The 15,654-nt window shown below is 56.7% G+C and carries 15 protein-coding genes; 7 read left to right on the top strand and 8 right to left on the bottom strand.

The genetic code is table 11. The annotated features are described in order from the left end of the window. Positions 1-146: 146 nt before the first annotated feature. The gene (locus tag JFU47_RS30295; protein WP_446739650.1) at positions 147-1,241 is read left to right on the top strand and encodes a hypothetical protein; all 1,095 of its coding nucleotides are present in this window, start codon (positions 147-149) and stop codon (positions 1,239-1,241) included. 77 nt (positions 1,242-1,318) lie between these two features. Then, a complete protein-coding gene (locus tag JFU47_RS30290) occupies positions 1,319-2,440 on the top strand; it encodes a glycosyltransferase 61 family protein (RefSeq protein ID WP_201187889.1) in 1,122 nt (373 codons plus the stop codon). A 77-nt stretch (positions 2,441-2,517) separates the two neighbouring features. Here JFU47_RS30290 and JFU47_RS30285 read toward each other — a convergent pair whose 3' ends face one another. From JFU47_RS30285 to JFU47_RS30255, 7 genes are all read right to left on the bottom strand, one after another. Beyond that, positions 2,518-3,942, bottom strand: a complete 1,425-nt coding sequence (locus tag JFU47_RS30285) for an undecaprenyl-phosphate glucose phosphotransferase (RefSeq protein ID WP_140681225.1) — start codon at positions 3,940-3,942, stop codon at positions 2,518-2,520. Positions 3,943-4,384: 442 nt separating this feature from the next. Continuing rightward, on the bottom strand, positions 4,385-5,569 hold the full coding sequence (locus JFU47_RS30280) for an acetyl-CoA C-acyltransferase family protein (protein ID WP_140681226.1): 1,185 nt from the start codon (positions 5,567-5,569) through the stop codon (positions 4,385-4,387). A 222-nt stretch (positions 5,570-5,791) separates the two neighbouring features. Further along, positions 5,792-6,232, bottom strand: a complete 441-nt coding sequence (locus JFU47_RS30275) for a helix-turn-helix domain-containing protein (protein ID WP_201187888.1) — start codon at positions 6,230-6,232, stop codon at positions 5,792-5,794. 458 nt (positions 6,233-6,690) lie between these two features. Then, a complete protein-coding gene (locus tag JFU47_RS30270) occupies positions 6,691-8,097 on the bottom strand; it encodes a heavy metal sensor histidine kinase (protein ID WP_201187886.1) in 1,407 nt (468 codons plus the stop codon). Further along, the gene (locus JFU47_RS30265; protein ID WP_201187885.1) at positions 8,094-8,765 is read right to left on the bottom strand and encodes a heavy metal response regulator transcription factor; all 672 of its coding nucleotides are present in this window, start codon (positions 8,763-8,765) and stop codon (positions 8,094-8,096) included. The genes JFU47_RS30270 and JFU47_RS30265 overlap by 4 nt, the downstream gene beginning before the upstream one ends. A gap of 108 nt (positions 8,766-8,873) precedes the next feature. Next, positions 8,874-9,131, bottom strand: a complete 258-nt coding sequence (locus tag JFU47_RS30260) for a DUF2790 domain-containing protein (protein ID WP_201187883.1) — start codon at positions 9,129-9,131, stop codon at positions 8,874-8,876. Positions 9,132-9,260: 129 nt separating this feature from the next. After that, positions 9,261-10,031, bottom strand: a complete 771-nt coding sequence (locus JFU47_RS30255; protein ID WP_201187882.1) for an alpha/beta hydrolase — start codon at positions 10,029-10,031, stop codon at positions 9,261-9,263. Between the two features lie 217 nt (positions 10,032-10,248). On the opposite strand from JFU47_RS30255, the gene JFU47_RS30250 reads away from it, so the two are divergent. Next, positions 10,249-10,470 carry a hypothetical protein gene (locus JFU47_RS30250; protein WP_201187881.1) on the top strand — a complete coding sequence of 74 codons (222 nt, stop codon included), beginning with the start codon at positions 10,249-10,251 and terminating at the stop codon, positions 10,468-10,470. Positions 10,471-10,487: 17 nt separating this feature from the next. On the opposite strand, the gene JFU47_RS30245 is transcribed toward JFU47_RS30250, so the two are convergent. Next, a complete protein-coding gene (locus tag JFU47_RS30245; protein ID WP_201187879.1) occupies positions 10,488-11,390 on the bottom strand; it encodes a LysR substrate-binding domain-containing protein in 903 nt (300 codons plus the stop codon). 149 nt (positions 11,391-11,539) lie between these two features. Between JFU47_RS30245 and JFU47_RS30240 the strand changes: the two genes are divergently transcribed. From JFU47_RS30240 to JFU47_RS30225, 4 genes are all read left to right on the top strand, one after another. Beyond that, entirely contained in the window at positions 11,540-12,841 is a 1,302-nt protein-coding gene (locus tag JFU47_RS30240) for an NAD(P)/FAD-dependent oxidoreductase (protein ID WP_201187878.1), read from the top strand. A gap of 51 nt (positions 12,842-12,892) precedes the next feature. Further along, on the top strand, positions 12,893-13,981 hold the full coding sequence (locus tag JFU47_RS30235; protein ID WP_201187877.1) for a polyamine ABC transporter substrate-binding protein: 1,089 nt from the start codon (positions 12,893-12,895) through the stop codon (positions 13,979-13,981). 208 nt (positions 13,982-14,189) lie between these two features. Continuing rightward, positions 14,190-15,161, top strand: coding sequence for a tripartite tricarboxylate transporter substrate binding protein (locus JFU47_RS30230; RefSeq protein ID WP_201187875.1), 972 nt, complete (start codon positions 14,190-14,192; stop codon positions 15,159-15,161). After that, positions 15,158-15,652, top strand: a complete 495-nt coding sequence (locus JFU47_RS30225) for a tripartite tricarboxylate transporter TctB family protein (protein WP_201187873.1) — start codon at positions 15,158-15,160, stop codon at positions 15,650-15,652. The genes JFU47_RS30230 and JFU47_RS30225 overlap by 4 nt, the downstream gene beginning before the upstream one ends. The last annotated feature ends 2 nt before the right edge of the window (positions 15,653-15,654 follow it).

Here is a 15,654-nt window from a genome sequence, read left to right as displayed (position 1 = left end):
AAAAAAAACGTGCTCTGCTGTCGAGCGCTAATTTCAAGTATTTAGTTTGTTGATTTGTAAACTAAAACGCCCCTTCCTTGAATTGTGCTAATAACCAAATGAAAAGATATATAGCAGAATTAATACGTAAGCTGATATCGCCTTCGATGCGATTCGAGCTAAGAAAAGCTGTCGCCTGGCTGCGGGATATACTTGGCCGAGCCTGTTTTTGGCGCTGGGAAATGGTCAGATTTCGTCTGCGGGAAGACAGTCCTTACGACATCCTCTATGTAGGCAGGAAGTCACAACGGGAATTTGTGAAGGTGCTCATGGGCGCTGACACTCACATGGCGGACAGCAGGTTAAAACTGGATAACTCCAGTCGCACGGTGTGGGTCAGTGAAATGCCAACCTTGGGTGCATTGTACGTGCCTCAATATTTGAGTGCTGTCGTGCCGCTGAGCCGGTCAATTGACGATATCACCGCCAGGTACAACACCGAGTTACGTCGAAATTTGCGCAAGAACCGGCTGCGTTACCGTATGAAGCAGGCATTAAACGACGACGAGATAGACATCGCAGACCGGGAAATGCTTAAACCTTATGCCAGCGCAAGGCATGGTGCATCCGCCTCTCAAATTGAATCGCATGAGGTTCAAAGGGTGGCAAAAAATGCCGGACGGCTCGATCTAGTACTGCTGGAGGATGAGATTGTTGCATGTCATCTGGGGTGCGTAATTACCCGGGCAGGGAAGCGCTATTGGAGTACGGTCCGTTTCGGTTATCCCGACACTGTTTTTTCTGATGCTAAAAAGTTACGTGAAGTTAATTCGATTACTACGTTCATGGCACTTGAGTGGGCGATAGAAAACGGCTTTGACTATTATGATATCGGAACGTGCCTGGCACGCCCGGACGATGGACTTCTTGAGTGGAAAAGAAGGCGTGGCGGCGATGTCGATACGTTGGGTAATTACGGTTATTTGTTCGTTCGACTGCCCAAGGTGGGCGCGGCTCAATTTCTTTGGGAGACACCGCTATTTGCTGTCGAAGGCAAGAAGTTGACACTTCACCTCGGGTTGCCGGACGGTCCGAGTGACGAGGACGTTGCTAGTCGATATCGCGAAATGGGTTTTGGTGGGCTTTTCAAAATATACATTCATTGCTCCAGAGCGCCGGGAGAAACGCTTCTCGACACGTTGCGCGGTCGCTACGCTCATCTGAAGTCACCCCCTGTCCTGGAAAGTGTTGTATCCACTTGAACAGGTTGTTGATTTTAAATGAAGCAGTTTTCGCCATAAAGGCTGTTTCGGTATAACCACATTTGAATGGGGTGCATATGTCGGAATTCAATGCATTGACGAGTGATAGCCAATCAAAGTGGAGCCTTGCTGCGTATAAACACATGTTTAACACACGGCTCACACGCCAACCGTCGTTATCCCTGCAAAGCCAGGCCGTGAAAACCTGGGAAATTGCTCCAGGTGAAATCTCAAATGCTCCGCCGGCTTTTTTCCTTCCCGGCCAGCTCGAACGTGTGACCGGGTGGGCAGGAGATCTTTTTTATCCTTATGAACATCCCCGTCGCACAATGGAAGGCATCGGTAGTGTTGAGCATGGCGCAACACGAGGCTACCTGCTTAAAGATGTCTGGTTAATTGATGGCGCTCTCTACAAAGGTAATGCCAAAGCATCGTTGTCGCCCAAATCCGGATGGTTGCCAAATATTCGTGTAGAAAACGAAATTGATCGCGGCGCGATGTATTGCACGGCGGGGGGGAATAAATGGTTCGGCTCCTGGTTAATGGATGATTGTATAACCTATCCAATTGCATGCGAGGAGGGCGTTCCGGTGACCACGGCAGCGTCTGCCAACCTTGTTTCCACTGTCACGAACGGCATACTTCATACCCCCGGCTATGAGGACTGGCTTGGCATGACCCCGATTCGTTTACGTAATGCTTTTTTTCGTGAACTCGTGATCTTTGACGATCTGTGTCAAAACAGAAATAAGCATTTGCGTTTCCGTGCGATGGGGGAAAAGTTGCTTTCACACGTCAACGTTTGCTCTCACCCTGGCGTGTTCATTCTGCGAGGGGGCACAGGTGAATTGCGATTGTTACGCAATGAAATGGAGCTTGCCGAGCGCCTGCGTGACCGCAGAGGTTTTCGTATTATCGATCCTGCGAAATCCGACGTGCCGACCATCGTCGCGGCCTGTGCCGGAGCAAGAACCGTGGTAGGGATTGAGGGGAGTCATCTTATACACGGCGTTAATGTGCTGCAGCCAGGTGGTTCGCTACTGGTTTTGCAACCGCCTAATCGTTTCCTCTGTTTTTTCAAATATCTAACGGATCGCGATCAACAAAATTTCGGTTTTGTGGTCGGCACCCCAGAGGGGGACGGTTTTAGTGTCGATCCTGATGAAGTGGAGCGCACGCTGGACCTCTTTCCATCCTGATACGGCGAGGCCGTTGTTGGCCTCGCCTTTATTCCGCATCAAATGGGTTTAGATATCGCCCAGACGCTCAAGACTGGCTAGTAAGCATGTTTGCCGGAGAAGGCAAACACCGTCCGTAAAAGAATGACGAAATCGAGCCATAGCGACCAGTTGTTGATGTACTCAATGTCCGAGTCAACACGCCTGATCATCTGATCTATATCCTTCGTTTCACCACGATAGCCGCGTACCTGAGCCAGGCCTGTGATGCCCGGCTTAATGTTGTGACGCGCAAAGTAGCCCGAGACGTCGGGCGAGTACTGCACATCGTGTTGAATAGCGTGCGGGCGAGGCCCCACCAGAGACATTTCCCCCATCAAAACGTTGAACAACTGCGGTAGCTCATCCAGGCTGGTCCGCCGAATAAAGGCCCCAACCCTGGTCATGCGCGGGTCATTCTTTTGCGCCTGCTTGACGATGCCGTCTTCCGGCTGATGGACGACCATGCTTCTGAACTTCCAGATCCGAAAAGCTTCTCCACTCCACCCCATGCGCTGCTGACGAAAGAATATGGGGCCGGGGCTATCGAGCTTGATGGCAATGGCGACGGCTACCAGGATTGGCGCTGCAAGAACCAAAATGAGAAAGGCCAGGACTTTGTCCTCAAGGTTCTTCAGAAACAGGCGCATCCCCATCAGCGGAGTTTCAGACAAGGTCAGTACGGGAATGCCGGCAATTTCGCGAACACTGTGGTTGATCAGGCGCAACGAGAAAATGTCAGGCACCCAGTTAACAGAGATGTGTTTATCGAACAGCCTTAAATAAACATCCTGGATGACCTCTGAGCCACCCAGAGGGGTCACGAAATAGACGGTACGAATGGCATGTTTAACAACTAACTCATCAAGGTCGGAGATATCGCCCAGTATCGCCAGACGTTGCGCGCCTTCCGGACTTTCCTTTCCCCGATCATCGTCCGCGCCAATCAACACACAGCCGACTATTCGCTCACCGAGCCAGGGATTATTGCTGATCTTCTTGTGAAGATAGCTGGCCAGCTCGCCGGAGCCAATGATGAGCGAGTTTTCCAATTGAGTCGGGTGGGCCAAAAACTTCTTCTGCATCTCGCGTGTCGCGAGGTGCAAAAGCAACTGAGCAAAATATCCAACAACAAATAACTGCCCGACCAATAAGCGCGAGTACTGTTCACTTTGCTTGGTAAGAAAGGCCATGGCAACGAGAAAGCCAAACGTGGCGGTCCACGCTTTCAAAAGCTTGAAGGCTTTGACGGTAAAACCAACATTGCTGCGGTAAATAGCATAGTGGTCGTACACGACAGCCAACGCCCCCAGCAGCAACAGGAGCAGGATGACATAGGACTGCGTTATGAAGCCGATATGATAATTGATCAAAAACCACGCAACACCGGTCACCGCAACACAATCGAGACCAGCCTGGATAACGATACTGGTACTGCTTCTTCGCTGGAGCACGGAACGGGTACTGTTGGGCTCAAATATCATATTTAGACCTCATGTCTGCTGCCCCTCGCGCTCGATGATGACGCGATTCAGTTCATGCTGCCCTCGCTTGAGAGCGTTGGCGTCACCGTGATTAGCCACCCACCTTCGAAAATGCAGGCTTTGGGAGCATGTGGCGACGCGTGCTATCACTTTAGCAGTACTGTGAAATCATTCACTGAATCTGCGTAGTTCTGAGTAGTTTAGTAGAACCTCCGGGCTTGAAAAAATGAAGCCCACCGAGATACCGACCGGCCGGCAGCGGGGCCGTCCGCGGTGTCAGCAGCAAGGTCGTGCCTGGTCGGCAATCGGGTAGGGGGCGCGAGTTTGGTCGCGCAGTGATCGAGGGTTTACACCGAGCTGAAATCTATGTGCATTGCGCACTGATTCCATCGCGGTAAAACGAGACGGCGCCCACAAGGGGCGCCGTCTTCGTTTGGGTCGATCAGACGCGTTCGAACAACACGGCGATGCCTTGGCCGCCGCCGATGCACATGGTAGCCAGGGCATAGCGGCCCTGAACACGGTGCAGTTCGTGAATCGCCTTGGTGGCGATAATCGCACCGGTCGCGCCCACCGGGTGGCCCAGAGAAATCCCCGAGCCGTTCGGGTTGACCTTCTCCGGGTCGAAGCCCAGTTCCTGCGCCACGGCACACGCTTGGGCCGCGAATGCTTCGTTGGACTCGATGACATCCAGGTCGGCAACGGTCAGGCCGGCGCGTTTGAGGACCAGGCGGGTGGCGGGAATCGGTCCCAACCCCATCAGCTCTGGCTCCACACCGGCATGGGCGTAACCGACCAGTCGGGCGATCGGCTTGAGGCCTTGGTCGAGAACCATCTGACCCGTGGCCATGATCAGTGCTCCGGCACCATCATTGAGGCCCGACGCGTTGCCGGCGGTGACGCTACCGTCTTTTTTGAAGGCTGGTTTCATCTTGCCCAATTGCTCGGCATTGACCTCGGCGCGGACATGCTCGTCCGTCGCAAACGTCACGGTACCTTTGCGGGACGCCACTTCGATCGGCACGATCTGGTCGGTAAACCGCCCTTCAGCAATCGCCCGGGCCGCTCGTTGCTGGCTGAGCAGCGCCAACTCATCCTGAGCCTGACGAGTGATGCCATAGCGCTCGGCGATGTTTTCCGCAGTAATGCCCATGTGGAAACCGCCAAACGGGTCTTGCAGAGCGCCGAGCACGTAGTCAGTGGCTTGCATATCACCCATGCGTGCGCCCCAGCGCGCCTGCGGCAACAGATAGGCCCCGCGGCTCATGGACTCGACGCCACCCGCCAGCGCAGCGCCTGCGTCTCCCAACATCAAACTTTGTGCTGCGCTGACAATGGCTTGCAAACCAGAACCGCAGAGGCGATTGACGTTGAAGGCAGGCGTCTCTTTCGGCAGGCCGGCATTCATCGCCACGGCACGAGAGATGTAGGCGTCACGTGCTTCCGTCGGGATCACATGCCCCATCACCACGTGACCGATGTGTTCAGGTGCCAGCCCCGAACGTTCAATGGCGGCACGGCAAACGTCAGTGGCTAGTTGGATAGGTGGCACATCTTTGAGCGAACCGCCAAAGCTGCCGATAGCGGAGCGGACGGCGCTGATAACAAAAATGTCGGATGGGTTCATGCGGGTTCCCCTGGAACAGTCCTGGACTCAAGTGTGCTTTCGCACTGTTATATGGGGGAGTCTAGACACAGCGATGATTTTGGCCTATGCCAAAACTGCTCAAGGGGGGTGGCGTTTTTGGCCATTTCAGTTGAAGTCGCTTTTTGATCCGTCTGATCCGGTCAAAAGCGCAGGAAAGAAAAAAGCCCGGTACACGTCCGGGCTTTGTAATTCAGGTCTTTGTCAGGCGCACGTTTGGTCTTTCTTGTGCCATCCATCTTCAAACTGAAGGTTGAGCTTATGAAGCTCATGATCCAGTTCGTTGATCGAGTTAATGGCGGCCATCAGATCCGCCTCGCCAGTCTTGGCTTCCAGGTAAAGCCCGCGCAGGTAGCGATCATTTACAGTCGGAATCTTGTCAGTCTTTTCCCAGATCGCCACCGCTTGGGAGGTCAGCCCGACAATGCTGGCCAGCCTTTCTTGAGACAAACCCAGCTCTTTACGCAGGAACCGAAACTCTGCACCGGTCAGAGCTGCCGGTTTTTGCGCAATCGTCTTGCCGATAAAGTCGTGAAGGCCCTCGACATCCGTGATAGCAACCGACTCGCCATAGGCAGTCTCTTTCACCCTGTAGCCGTTGCTAAGCCAGACGTTCGGTAGCCCGCTTTCAACGTAGTGGTACATCAAATTATCTCTCCCTTTGCATCGTGGTCACTATGACGAGATATCTCCCGTCTTGGTCAACATCGATTGCGCCGACAATTTGGAGGGGGGACCCAGCCCTGAACCATGAAATAGTGAATCGCCAATCGCCCCCGGGTGCTTGATAGGGGCCATCAGTGACCTGTCCTCTGCGGAGGCAATCCATGACGTCAGGCAGATATCTCTCGCTCAATCATGCGAGACCGTGCGTGCTTAGAGTAAAAGACACGCTCAGATCTATGCGAAAGCTCCCTAATGATTTCCAAGGCTTTCTTTTTGGACAGCGGAAACGGCAGTAGGTCGCTCATGATTATCTATAGTATTTATAGGTTGCGACAGACTAAAGCTCAAGCACCGATTGTCAAAGCAGGGAAATAAAATGAGACATGTAGCGGAGCCGCGACGGGCAGATTCAGTTCATACGACAGGCCGCTCCGACCTCATTCATCCAATTGCCGCGCCGGAAAAAACAGCTCGAAGCAGGTGATGCCTTCGCTGCTGCTAACGTTGTAAGCCCCATTGTGCAGCTGCATGATCGTCGCCACGATCGACAGGCCCAGGCCGTTGGAGTGCGCCGAGCGTTCGCGGGATTCGTCGACGCGGTAGAAGCGCTCGAACAGTCTGGGCAAGTGTTCGGCGGGGATGGTCTGGCCGTGGTTGCGCACTTGCAGGCGGATGCCATCGGCCGCGGGCGTGGCGCGGATGAACAGTTCGGAGTCAGGCGCGCCGTATTTGATCGCGTTGGCGCAAAGGTTGGCCAAGGCACGGCGCAGCAACATCGGTTCGGCCCAGATCACTCCGCTGCCCTGGGCATCAATGCTGATCCCGACATCCGCCGCCAGCCCTTCGAAATAGTCGGCCATGCGTTCCATTTCATCGGCAGCATCCAGTTCCTGCCGTTGGCGCAAAGCACTGACGGGGTCGGTGCGGGCCAGAAACAGCATGTTGTCGAGCATCCGCGCGAGACGCTCCAGCTCTTCGACATTGGAGGCGAGCAGTTGCTGATAGGCCTCAATACTGCGGTTTTGCTGCAGGGCGACCTGGGTTTCGCCGAGCAGGTTGTTGATCGGCGTGCGCAGTTCGTGGGCCATGTCGGTGGACACCTGACCCAGTTGCACGAAGCCCTTGCCGAGACGGTCGAGCATTGCGTTGAGCGCCTCGATCATCGGCAGCAGTTCCTGCGGTGCACCCTGGCTGTCGAGACGCTCGGTGAGGTTGCCGACGCCGATGCCTTGGGCGTGTCGGGCCAGGCGTCGCACGGGCAAGAGCCCGCGATGTACCAGCAGATAGCCGGACAGGGCCAGTAGAATCGCCGCCACGCTGGCGAAGAGGTACACGTTGAGGCGGTAGCGGGCGAGGACCGCGGTGCGCTCGGTCATCAGGCGCCCGGTGACCACTTGCAGGCTGCCCAGGTCGCCGGAGTCGATAGTCGCCGCCAGCGCCGCGAAGGGCACGCCATCCACACTCGGGTAATGCTGCACGTCGGCCAGCGTCAACAGATGGTCCATGGCCACCGGTGTCAGCGACGGTACGGCGAGGTTTCCGGGGTTGACCACCAGCAACGGTTTTTGTCCGGGTGCGCCGATGGTCAGCAGCGCCTCGCGATTGCCGAGCATGTTCTGGAACAGCGCCGGTTTGGTCTTGATCAGGTCCAGGGTGTTGCTGTCGTTGAGGAAGGTGCGCAGTTGATCGATGCGGTTGACCAACGCGGCGTCGTCGCGGCGGATCAGCTCGCGTTCCAGATCCCGGTACAACGCCACCCCCAGGAGGGTCAGCGAGACAAAGGCGAGCAAGGCAAACACCAGTGCCAGGCGCAACGTTAATGAGTGGCGAAGGCGTGAGGTCATGGTTGCGTATCGAAGCGGTAGCCGATACCGCGCACGCTGTGAATCAATTTGAGTTGGAACGGGTCGTCGATTTTCAGCCGCAGGCGCCGCACCGCGACATCCACGACGTTGGTGTCACTGTCGAAATTCATGTCCCAGACTCGCGAAGCGATCATCGAACGTGAAAGAACCTGGCCCTGGTGCGTAGCGAACAGATGCAGCAGGGCGAACTCTTTGTTGGTCAGGGTGATTCGCACGCCGGCACGGGTGACGCGGCGTTTGAGCACGTCGATTTGCAGGTCGGCGACTTGCAACTGTTCCTCTTCCCGGGTGGGGCCGCGCCGGGTCAGGGTGCGTAGGCGCGCCACCAATTCGGCGAAGGAAAACGGTTTGATCAGGTAATCGTCGGCGCCCAGTTCCAGGCCCTTGATGCGATCGGCGATGTCATCGCGGGCCGTGAGAAACAGCACCGGGGTGTCGTCGTCCTTGCGCAAGCGGCGCAGGACTTCCCAGCCATCCATTTTCGGCATCATGACGTCCAGCACAATGACGTCGAAATCGTGCTCCAGTGCCAGGTGCAAGCCATCGACGCCATCGCGGGCCAGGCTGACGGAGTAGCCGAGTTCCTGCAGGCCGTTGAGCAGGTAATTGCCTGCTTTGGGTTCGTCTTCGACTACGAGGATGTTCATGGGATCTGCCTGGTTCGGTGTCAGCAACATACCTGTCGCGGCGGCGGGCTACAGAGGTCAGCCAGTGGCGCCAGTGTAGCCCGATCCTTTGTGAGTACAGGCGTCTGATCAATTATCACCAATGCAACCCATGCCCTGGACCTGGTAATCCAGCACGTGCTTGCGACCCTGATGGTCGAGGTACATCAGCTGCGCGGGGACGATGCCGCATTCTTGCGTGATGATATTGCTGGACAGGTCTTTGGCGATATCCAGGTGGACGAAGAAACCGGTCTTGTCGTGGATGACTGGTTCGGCGGTCTGGGTATCGGCAAACGCCGAACCGGTGGCGAGGAGAGCAGCAAAACCGAGGATTAACATTTTCATGATGATTCCCTCTATTCAGGGGCGGGTTGGATGCCGATGGGTTACCTGACAGTGAGTACAGGTTACCCAGGCGATCCGCACAGCCGACCCACAGTTGAATGACAATTTTGTAATGAAACGGCGCCGAAGTTACGGTTGGCGACCGGCGGCTTCGAGGATCAGGTCAGCGATTTCTTTGGCGTGGGAGACCAAAGACAGATGGCTCGACGGCAGCTCGATGGTGGTCGCGTTCATGCGTTTGGCGAGGAAGCGTTCCAGGTCTGGGTTGATGGTTTGATCGAGGCTGGAGACCGCGTACCAGGACGGTTTGGTGTGCCAGGCGGCAGCGGTGGTGCGGTCGGTGAACAGGGTTTTGGCGATCGGTTGCTGGACGGCAAACAGTTCCATCGCCTTGTCGTGGGGCACGTCACTGGCGAAGTACTTGAGGAAGGCGTCTTGCTTGAGGCTGATGAAACCATCGTGTTCCTCGGTGCCGGCGCGTACGGGCATGGTCGGGTACTTGGCCGACAGCGCGACGAAGTCCTCACCCGCGTCCGGTGCTCGGGCTGCAACGTAAACCAGCGAGCTGACGTTCGGATTGACCCCGGCCTCACTGACCACGGTGCCAGCGTAGGAATGGCCGACCAGTACGGTCGGGCCGTCTTGTTGATCGAGCACGCGTTGGGTGGCGGCAACGTCGTCGGCGACCGAGGTCAACGGGTTTTGCACCGCAGTCACGTGCAAGCCGGCGGCCTGCAACCGGCTGATCACATCCGACCAGCTCGAGCCATCGGCCCAGGAACCATGCACCAGCACGACGTTGTTGGCCTTGACCGGCGCGATGTTGCTGGCCATGGCGGAACCGGTGCCCAGCATCAACAGGCTGGCGGTGATCAGGCAGAGTTTGCACAATGGTTTCATGGTGTCGACCCTTGTCATCAGTGGGAGGTGTGTCACCCGCGGTGGGTGACTGACGACGCCACTGTATGAAGCGAGGGTGCTGGCTACGCTGACAACTCAATGACAAGTTTGTAATGCACGGCGCGCCTGTCTTTATGCCTGCCTGCCGTATGTCGGGAGCGAGGAACGCCACCCATGAAAAAACTTCAAAACAAAGACTGTCTTTGGGAGTTTGAGCATGAGTGATGATCAAAAGAGCGAAGCCCTGGCGGCCTGGTATCAGCTCCTGAAAGTGCCCGAAATCCGGATGGATGCCGAAGAGCAATATGACGAGTTGCTCAAGGCTGCCGATGAGATGGAGCGTACCGGACTCATCAACAGCGTTGAATGGCGCAGGCTGGTTCAAGAGGCGAGCGCTGCCTTTGCCAATGCGAAAGAAGGGTTGGGGCGCGGAACGTAGTGGTCAATCCCTGGTGGTCAAATTTCGCCTGCTGGCTGTTCGGCCTGTTGGGCAAACCACTGCAAGATCAGCGAGCAGGCTGGATGAGCGGCGGCAGAAGGTTGCAGGTTCAAGGCGTAAATGCCGCGGGTCTTCAAGGGGTGGCCGAACGGAACGACGAGCACGCCTCGTTCGAGTGATTCTCCTGCCAGGGTCAGGTCAGTCATGGCGACGCCCAGCCCTCGCGCCGCCGCATCAAGCGCCAACTCGTCGAGGTTGAAGGGGATATGGCGGTAGTCCTCGAGTGACTGGCCGCCATTGGCGTGCAGCCACTGGACCCAGTCATGCTTGTCCGCCGAGCGATGCAACAGCGGGAAACGCACGAGATCGGCCACCGACTCCAACGGCTGGGAGGTGCTGCCCAGGCCTGGGGCGCACACCGGCACCAGCGCCTCCTCGAACAACGTCAGGCAATCAGGATCGCGGGACGGCTCGGGCAGATAGAGGATGTAGGCGTCGCTGTCGATGGCCGGTTCCACCACTTCCGTGGCCACGGTTTCGATCGACAGCGAAACCTGCGGATGGCTTCGATAGAACTCGCTCAACTTCGGCAACAACCATCGAACCGCCAACGACACATGCATGCGTATACGGAAGGGTCGTTTTTGCGGTGTCAGCCGATCTTCAAGGGTTTTCAGTTGCGCCAGGATACTTCGGGCGGTCGCAAGTACCTGTTCGCCTTCCGGTGTCAGTCGAACACTGCGGCTGTTCCTTACGAACATCGGCAAGTCGAAGTGGCTCTCCAACTGCTGGATTTTTCGGCTCACTGCGCTTTGGGTCAGGCACAGCTTTTGCGCCGCTTGCGTGAAGCTGCCCGAGCCTGCGACCTCGACCAGCGCCTGCAAGGCCTGGAGAGAAGGAACGTGGTGGATTTTATCCATGCGTTTTTTGAATGGCTCGATGATTTTATAACGTTGGTTGTATCACTACAGGCCTTATAGATTCTAGCTCTAGCTAGCGCCAGCCGGAAATACTCATGCGATGACGTCATGTGCGGTGCTTGCAGAACGACAGGCAGATGAGGTGATGCATGACCAATGTATGTGGCTGGATTGCGCAGGCGGGGAGTTCTCCCGCTTGCGATGCTCTCAAAGGCACGCAAAAAGCCGATTGGCTGATTATCGGTGCCGGTATCACTGGCCTGTGCGCCGCTCACACACTCGCTGAAATGCACCCTCAGGCGCGGATCGTGATTGTCGACAGACAACGGGCCGCACAGGGCGCGTCGGCGCGCAATTCAGGCTTCGTGGTGGGTCACGAACATCCGGCCAAGGATGAGCTGATCGGCAACCCGGGGTTTGCCGGTTTTGAAGTCGATACCTCGATTTCCCGTGCCGCCAGTGACGGAGTGCGCCAGCGCATTGCTCGTCTCGGCATCGAATGTGAATTCAGGGAATCGGGCTACTACTTCGCCGTCAACGATCCCGGCAAATTGACCGATGTCGCGGCCAAATTGGCAACGCTACGCGCTGTCGGCGCCTCTGCGCATTTTCTGGAAGGTGAACCACTGAGCAAACAACTGGGCACCGCGCATTACCAGGCCGCGATCTGGTGCGGCAATGGCAACGCACTGCTGCAACCCGCGAAATACGTAAAGGGCCTGCTGGATACGCTGCCGGCCAACGTGACCCTGTTTGAAAACACCGATATCACCGGCCTGGAGCGTTTGGGCAAAGGGCGTATTCGCGCCAATGGCGACGATGGAAGCATCGAGGCCAGGCACGTCCTGGTGTGCCTGAACGCGTTCATCCCGCGCTCAGGGATCGAAGACAGCGGGACATTCCCGATGGAACTCAGCGCCAGCCTGACACGACCACTCAGCGACGCCGAGTTCAAGTCCATCGGCGCGGTTGAGCCTTGGGGTGTGCTGTCCACCCGGCCCTTGGGCGCCACGGTGCGACTGACCCCGGACCGCCGCGTGATGATCCGCAACACGGCGGAATACCGTTCTCGGGATTTATCCGACAGTGAGCTGCTGCACCGTCGCAAACACCATGTGCTCGGTTTGCAACGACGCTTCCCGTTTTTGAACGAGCAAGACATTCAATACACCTGGACCGGACACTTGAGCGCTTCGCGCACCGGGCAACCGTATTTCGCCAAGGTCGACGAAGGGGTGTTTGCGGTGGCCGGCTGCAATGGTTCGGGCGTCGCACGCGGCACCCTTTGGGGACGCTTGCTCGCCGAACTGGCATCGGGTGCCAGCTCACCCATCCTCGAATCAGTGATGCGCAGAGCCCAGCCGGGCTGGCTGCCACCGCGACCCTTGCTCGATATCGGTGCCATGCTTCGAATGCGCGTGGAGGCGGTCAGGGCCAAAACAGAAATCTAGAACACCCGGCGATCAAAGAATAAAAACTCATCAAACACACGGTGATTGAACATGCGCGTCAATAACATTTCCCTGATGGTCGTGCTGACGACGTTGTCGGCAGCCACATACGCTGACGAAGTCGTCAATATTTCGAACTGGAACGGCTACATTGCCGACGACACCTTGACCACGTTCACCAAGGAAACGGGGATCAAGGCAACGTACGACATTCACGACAGCAACGAAGTGCTCGAATCCAAACTGATGACCGGCAACACCGGCTATGACGTGGTGAGCCCTTCGAACCATTTTCTGTCCCGATTGATCAAAGCCGGGGCGGTTCAGAAACTCGATAAAAGCCAGCTGCCCAACTGGAAAAACCTCGATCCGGCGTTGATGAAAAAACTCGAGGTCAATGATCCGGGCAACCAGTACGGTTATCCGTACATGTGGGGCACGGCGGGTATCGGCTACAACGTCGAAAAGATCAAAGCGATTTTCGGCAACACCGATGTCACCCATTCGTGGAATCTGTTTTTTGATGAAAACAACATTAAAAAGCTGAGCCAGTGCGGGGTGGCGATTATCGATAACCCTACGCAGATCCTGCCGATCACCCTGAATTACCTGGGGCTGCCGCCGCATAGCCACGAGCCGGCGGATTACAAGAAAGCCGAGCAGGCGCTGCTCAAAATCAGGCCTTACGTCCAGTATTTCCACGCCTCCAAATACATCAGCGACCTGGCGAACGGCAATGTCTGCGCGGTGATCGGTTTCAATGGCGACATCGTGCAGGCGGCCGCCAGCGCCAAGGAAGCCAACAACGGCATCGACATCGCCTATTCGATCCCTGACGAAGGTTCCACCTTGTGGTTCGACATGGTGGTCATGCCCAAGAGCGCGCCGCACGAGAAGAATGGCTACGCCTACATGAACTACCTGCTGACACCGCAGGTCATTGCCAACATCAGCAACAGCATCCATTACGCCAACCCCAACCTTGCGGCGGATGAATATGTTGTTCCGGCCGTGAAACAAGACCTGGCGATCTATCCGCCGACCCGTGTGTTGGACAAGTTGTTTACCGTCGAGGAACTTCCCGCGGCCATTGCACGGTTGACGACCCGTTTGTGGACCAAGCTGAAAACCAACACATGACAACATCGGCACGATCCTTTGGCTGCGTCGCAGCTGAAATTGCTTAGCTGATTGGCATTAGTCTTATTCCTAGAGATTCTTCGTTGTATGTCATCGCCCTAACCATGGCCTACGCTTATCCTGAGATTGCTATTCATTGATCAGGGTTTGCTCCCTGATCGACGTTCAACGACTGCCCATAAAAACAAAAAGTCTCGGGAGAAAACGCATGCTCGCTTTGTTTAGTCGATTCAGCCGCTACATGGCAGTGGGAATGACCGCTGCCGCACTCGCGACACCGGCCTTTGCGCTGGACACCGTCAAGTTCATGGCCCCGGGTTCTGTGGGGGGTGGCTATGACCAGACCGCGAGGGTTCTGGGCAAAGCCTTGATCGAGGCCAACACGGCCAAATCCACCACCTTCGAGAACAAGGGTGGAGCAGGGGGGACGTTGGGGCTGGCGCAGTTCGCCAACAGCACCAAGGGCGATCCAAATGCATTGCTGGTTGTCGGTGCGATCATGGTCACTGCGATTGAACAGAACAAGCCGCAAATCACCTTGAAGGACGTGACGCCGATTGCCCGGCTGTTTACCGAATACAACGTGATTGCCGTGCGCAAGGAGTCTGAATTCAAAACCCTGGAGGACTTGCTGAAAGTCTTCAAAGACAAGCCGACCAGCATCTCCTGGGGCGGTGGCTCCAAGGGGTCGATCGATCACATCGGCATTGCCGAGTTGGCCGCGAAAATGGGTGTCCCGGTCAACAGAGTGAATTACGTCGCCTTCGCGGGTGGCGGTGAAGTCGTTGCTCAAGCATTGGGCGGGCAGATCAAGGTGATCACCGGTGGTTATGCCGAGCTGGGCCAATACATCAGGAACGGCCAGTTCCGGGTACTCGCCATCGGCGCGCCAGAACGCATTGAAGGCATCGATGCACCGACCCTCAAAGAGAAAGGCTACGACGTGACCATCGGCAATTGGCGCGGTGTTTACGGTGCGGCGAACCTCACGCCCGAGCAGCGCAAAGAAGTGACCGACGCCGTCGTGGCCGCCACCAATAGCAAAGTCTGGAAAGACAATATCGACACCAACAAATGGTCACCCAACGTCCTGACCGGCGATGAGTTCGGCAAATTCGTCGACGAAGAGCATGTGCGGCTGCGTGCGATGCTGGTCGAGGTCGGGCTGGTTTCGAAATGACTCAGCCTCGCGCAATAGTGCCGGTGCAACTGGCGATTGGCGCCGGAGTGATTGCCATCAGCGCCGTGTTGGCGGTGGGCGCATTCCGGTTTCCGCCCGAGATGGGGTTCGTCATCTTGGGAGCCCACGTCTATCCGTACGCTGTCGCGGTGTTCCTGGGCGTGGTCGGTCTGTTGCTGTGTTATCAGGCTGTCACCGGTGGCTTCCGCGAGCTGGCAGACCACGATGACGAAGCCGCCCAAGCGCTGCCTGGCGGCAAATCCGGCGCAGCCTGGGTGACGGCGGGACTGGTGGGGGTGGCCGTGCTGATTAACCTCACCGGCTTCGTATTAGCCGCAGGGCTGCTGTTTGCCTGTTCGGCACGGGGCTTTGGCAGTCGTCGTCCGGTGAAGGACCTCGCTATCGGCATTGCCTTGACCCTGCCGATTTACTGGCTGTTCAACGCCGGGCTAGGGGTTTCCCTGCCGCCCTTGGTCAACGCCTGGATCTGACC

Source organism: Pseudomonas sp. TH39(2020), assembly GCF_016650715.1.
In the GTDB taxonomy this organism is placed as follows: domain Bacteria; phylum Pseudomonadota; class Gammaproteobacteria; order Pseudomonadales; family Pseudomonadaceae; genus Aquipseudomonas; species Aquipseudomonas mandelii_C.
Note: the sequence above shows the minus strand (reverse complement) of the source record. Positions and strands in the feature narration are given on the sequence as shown.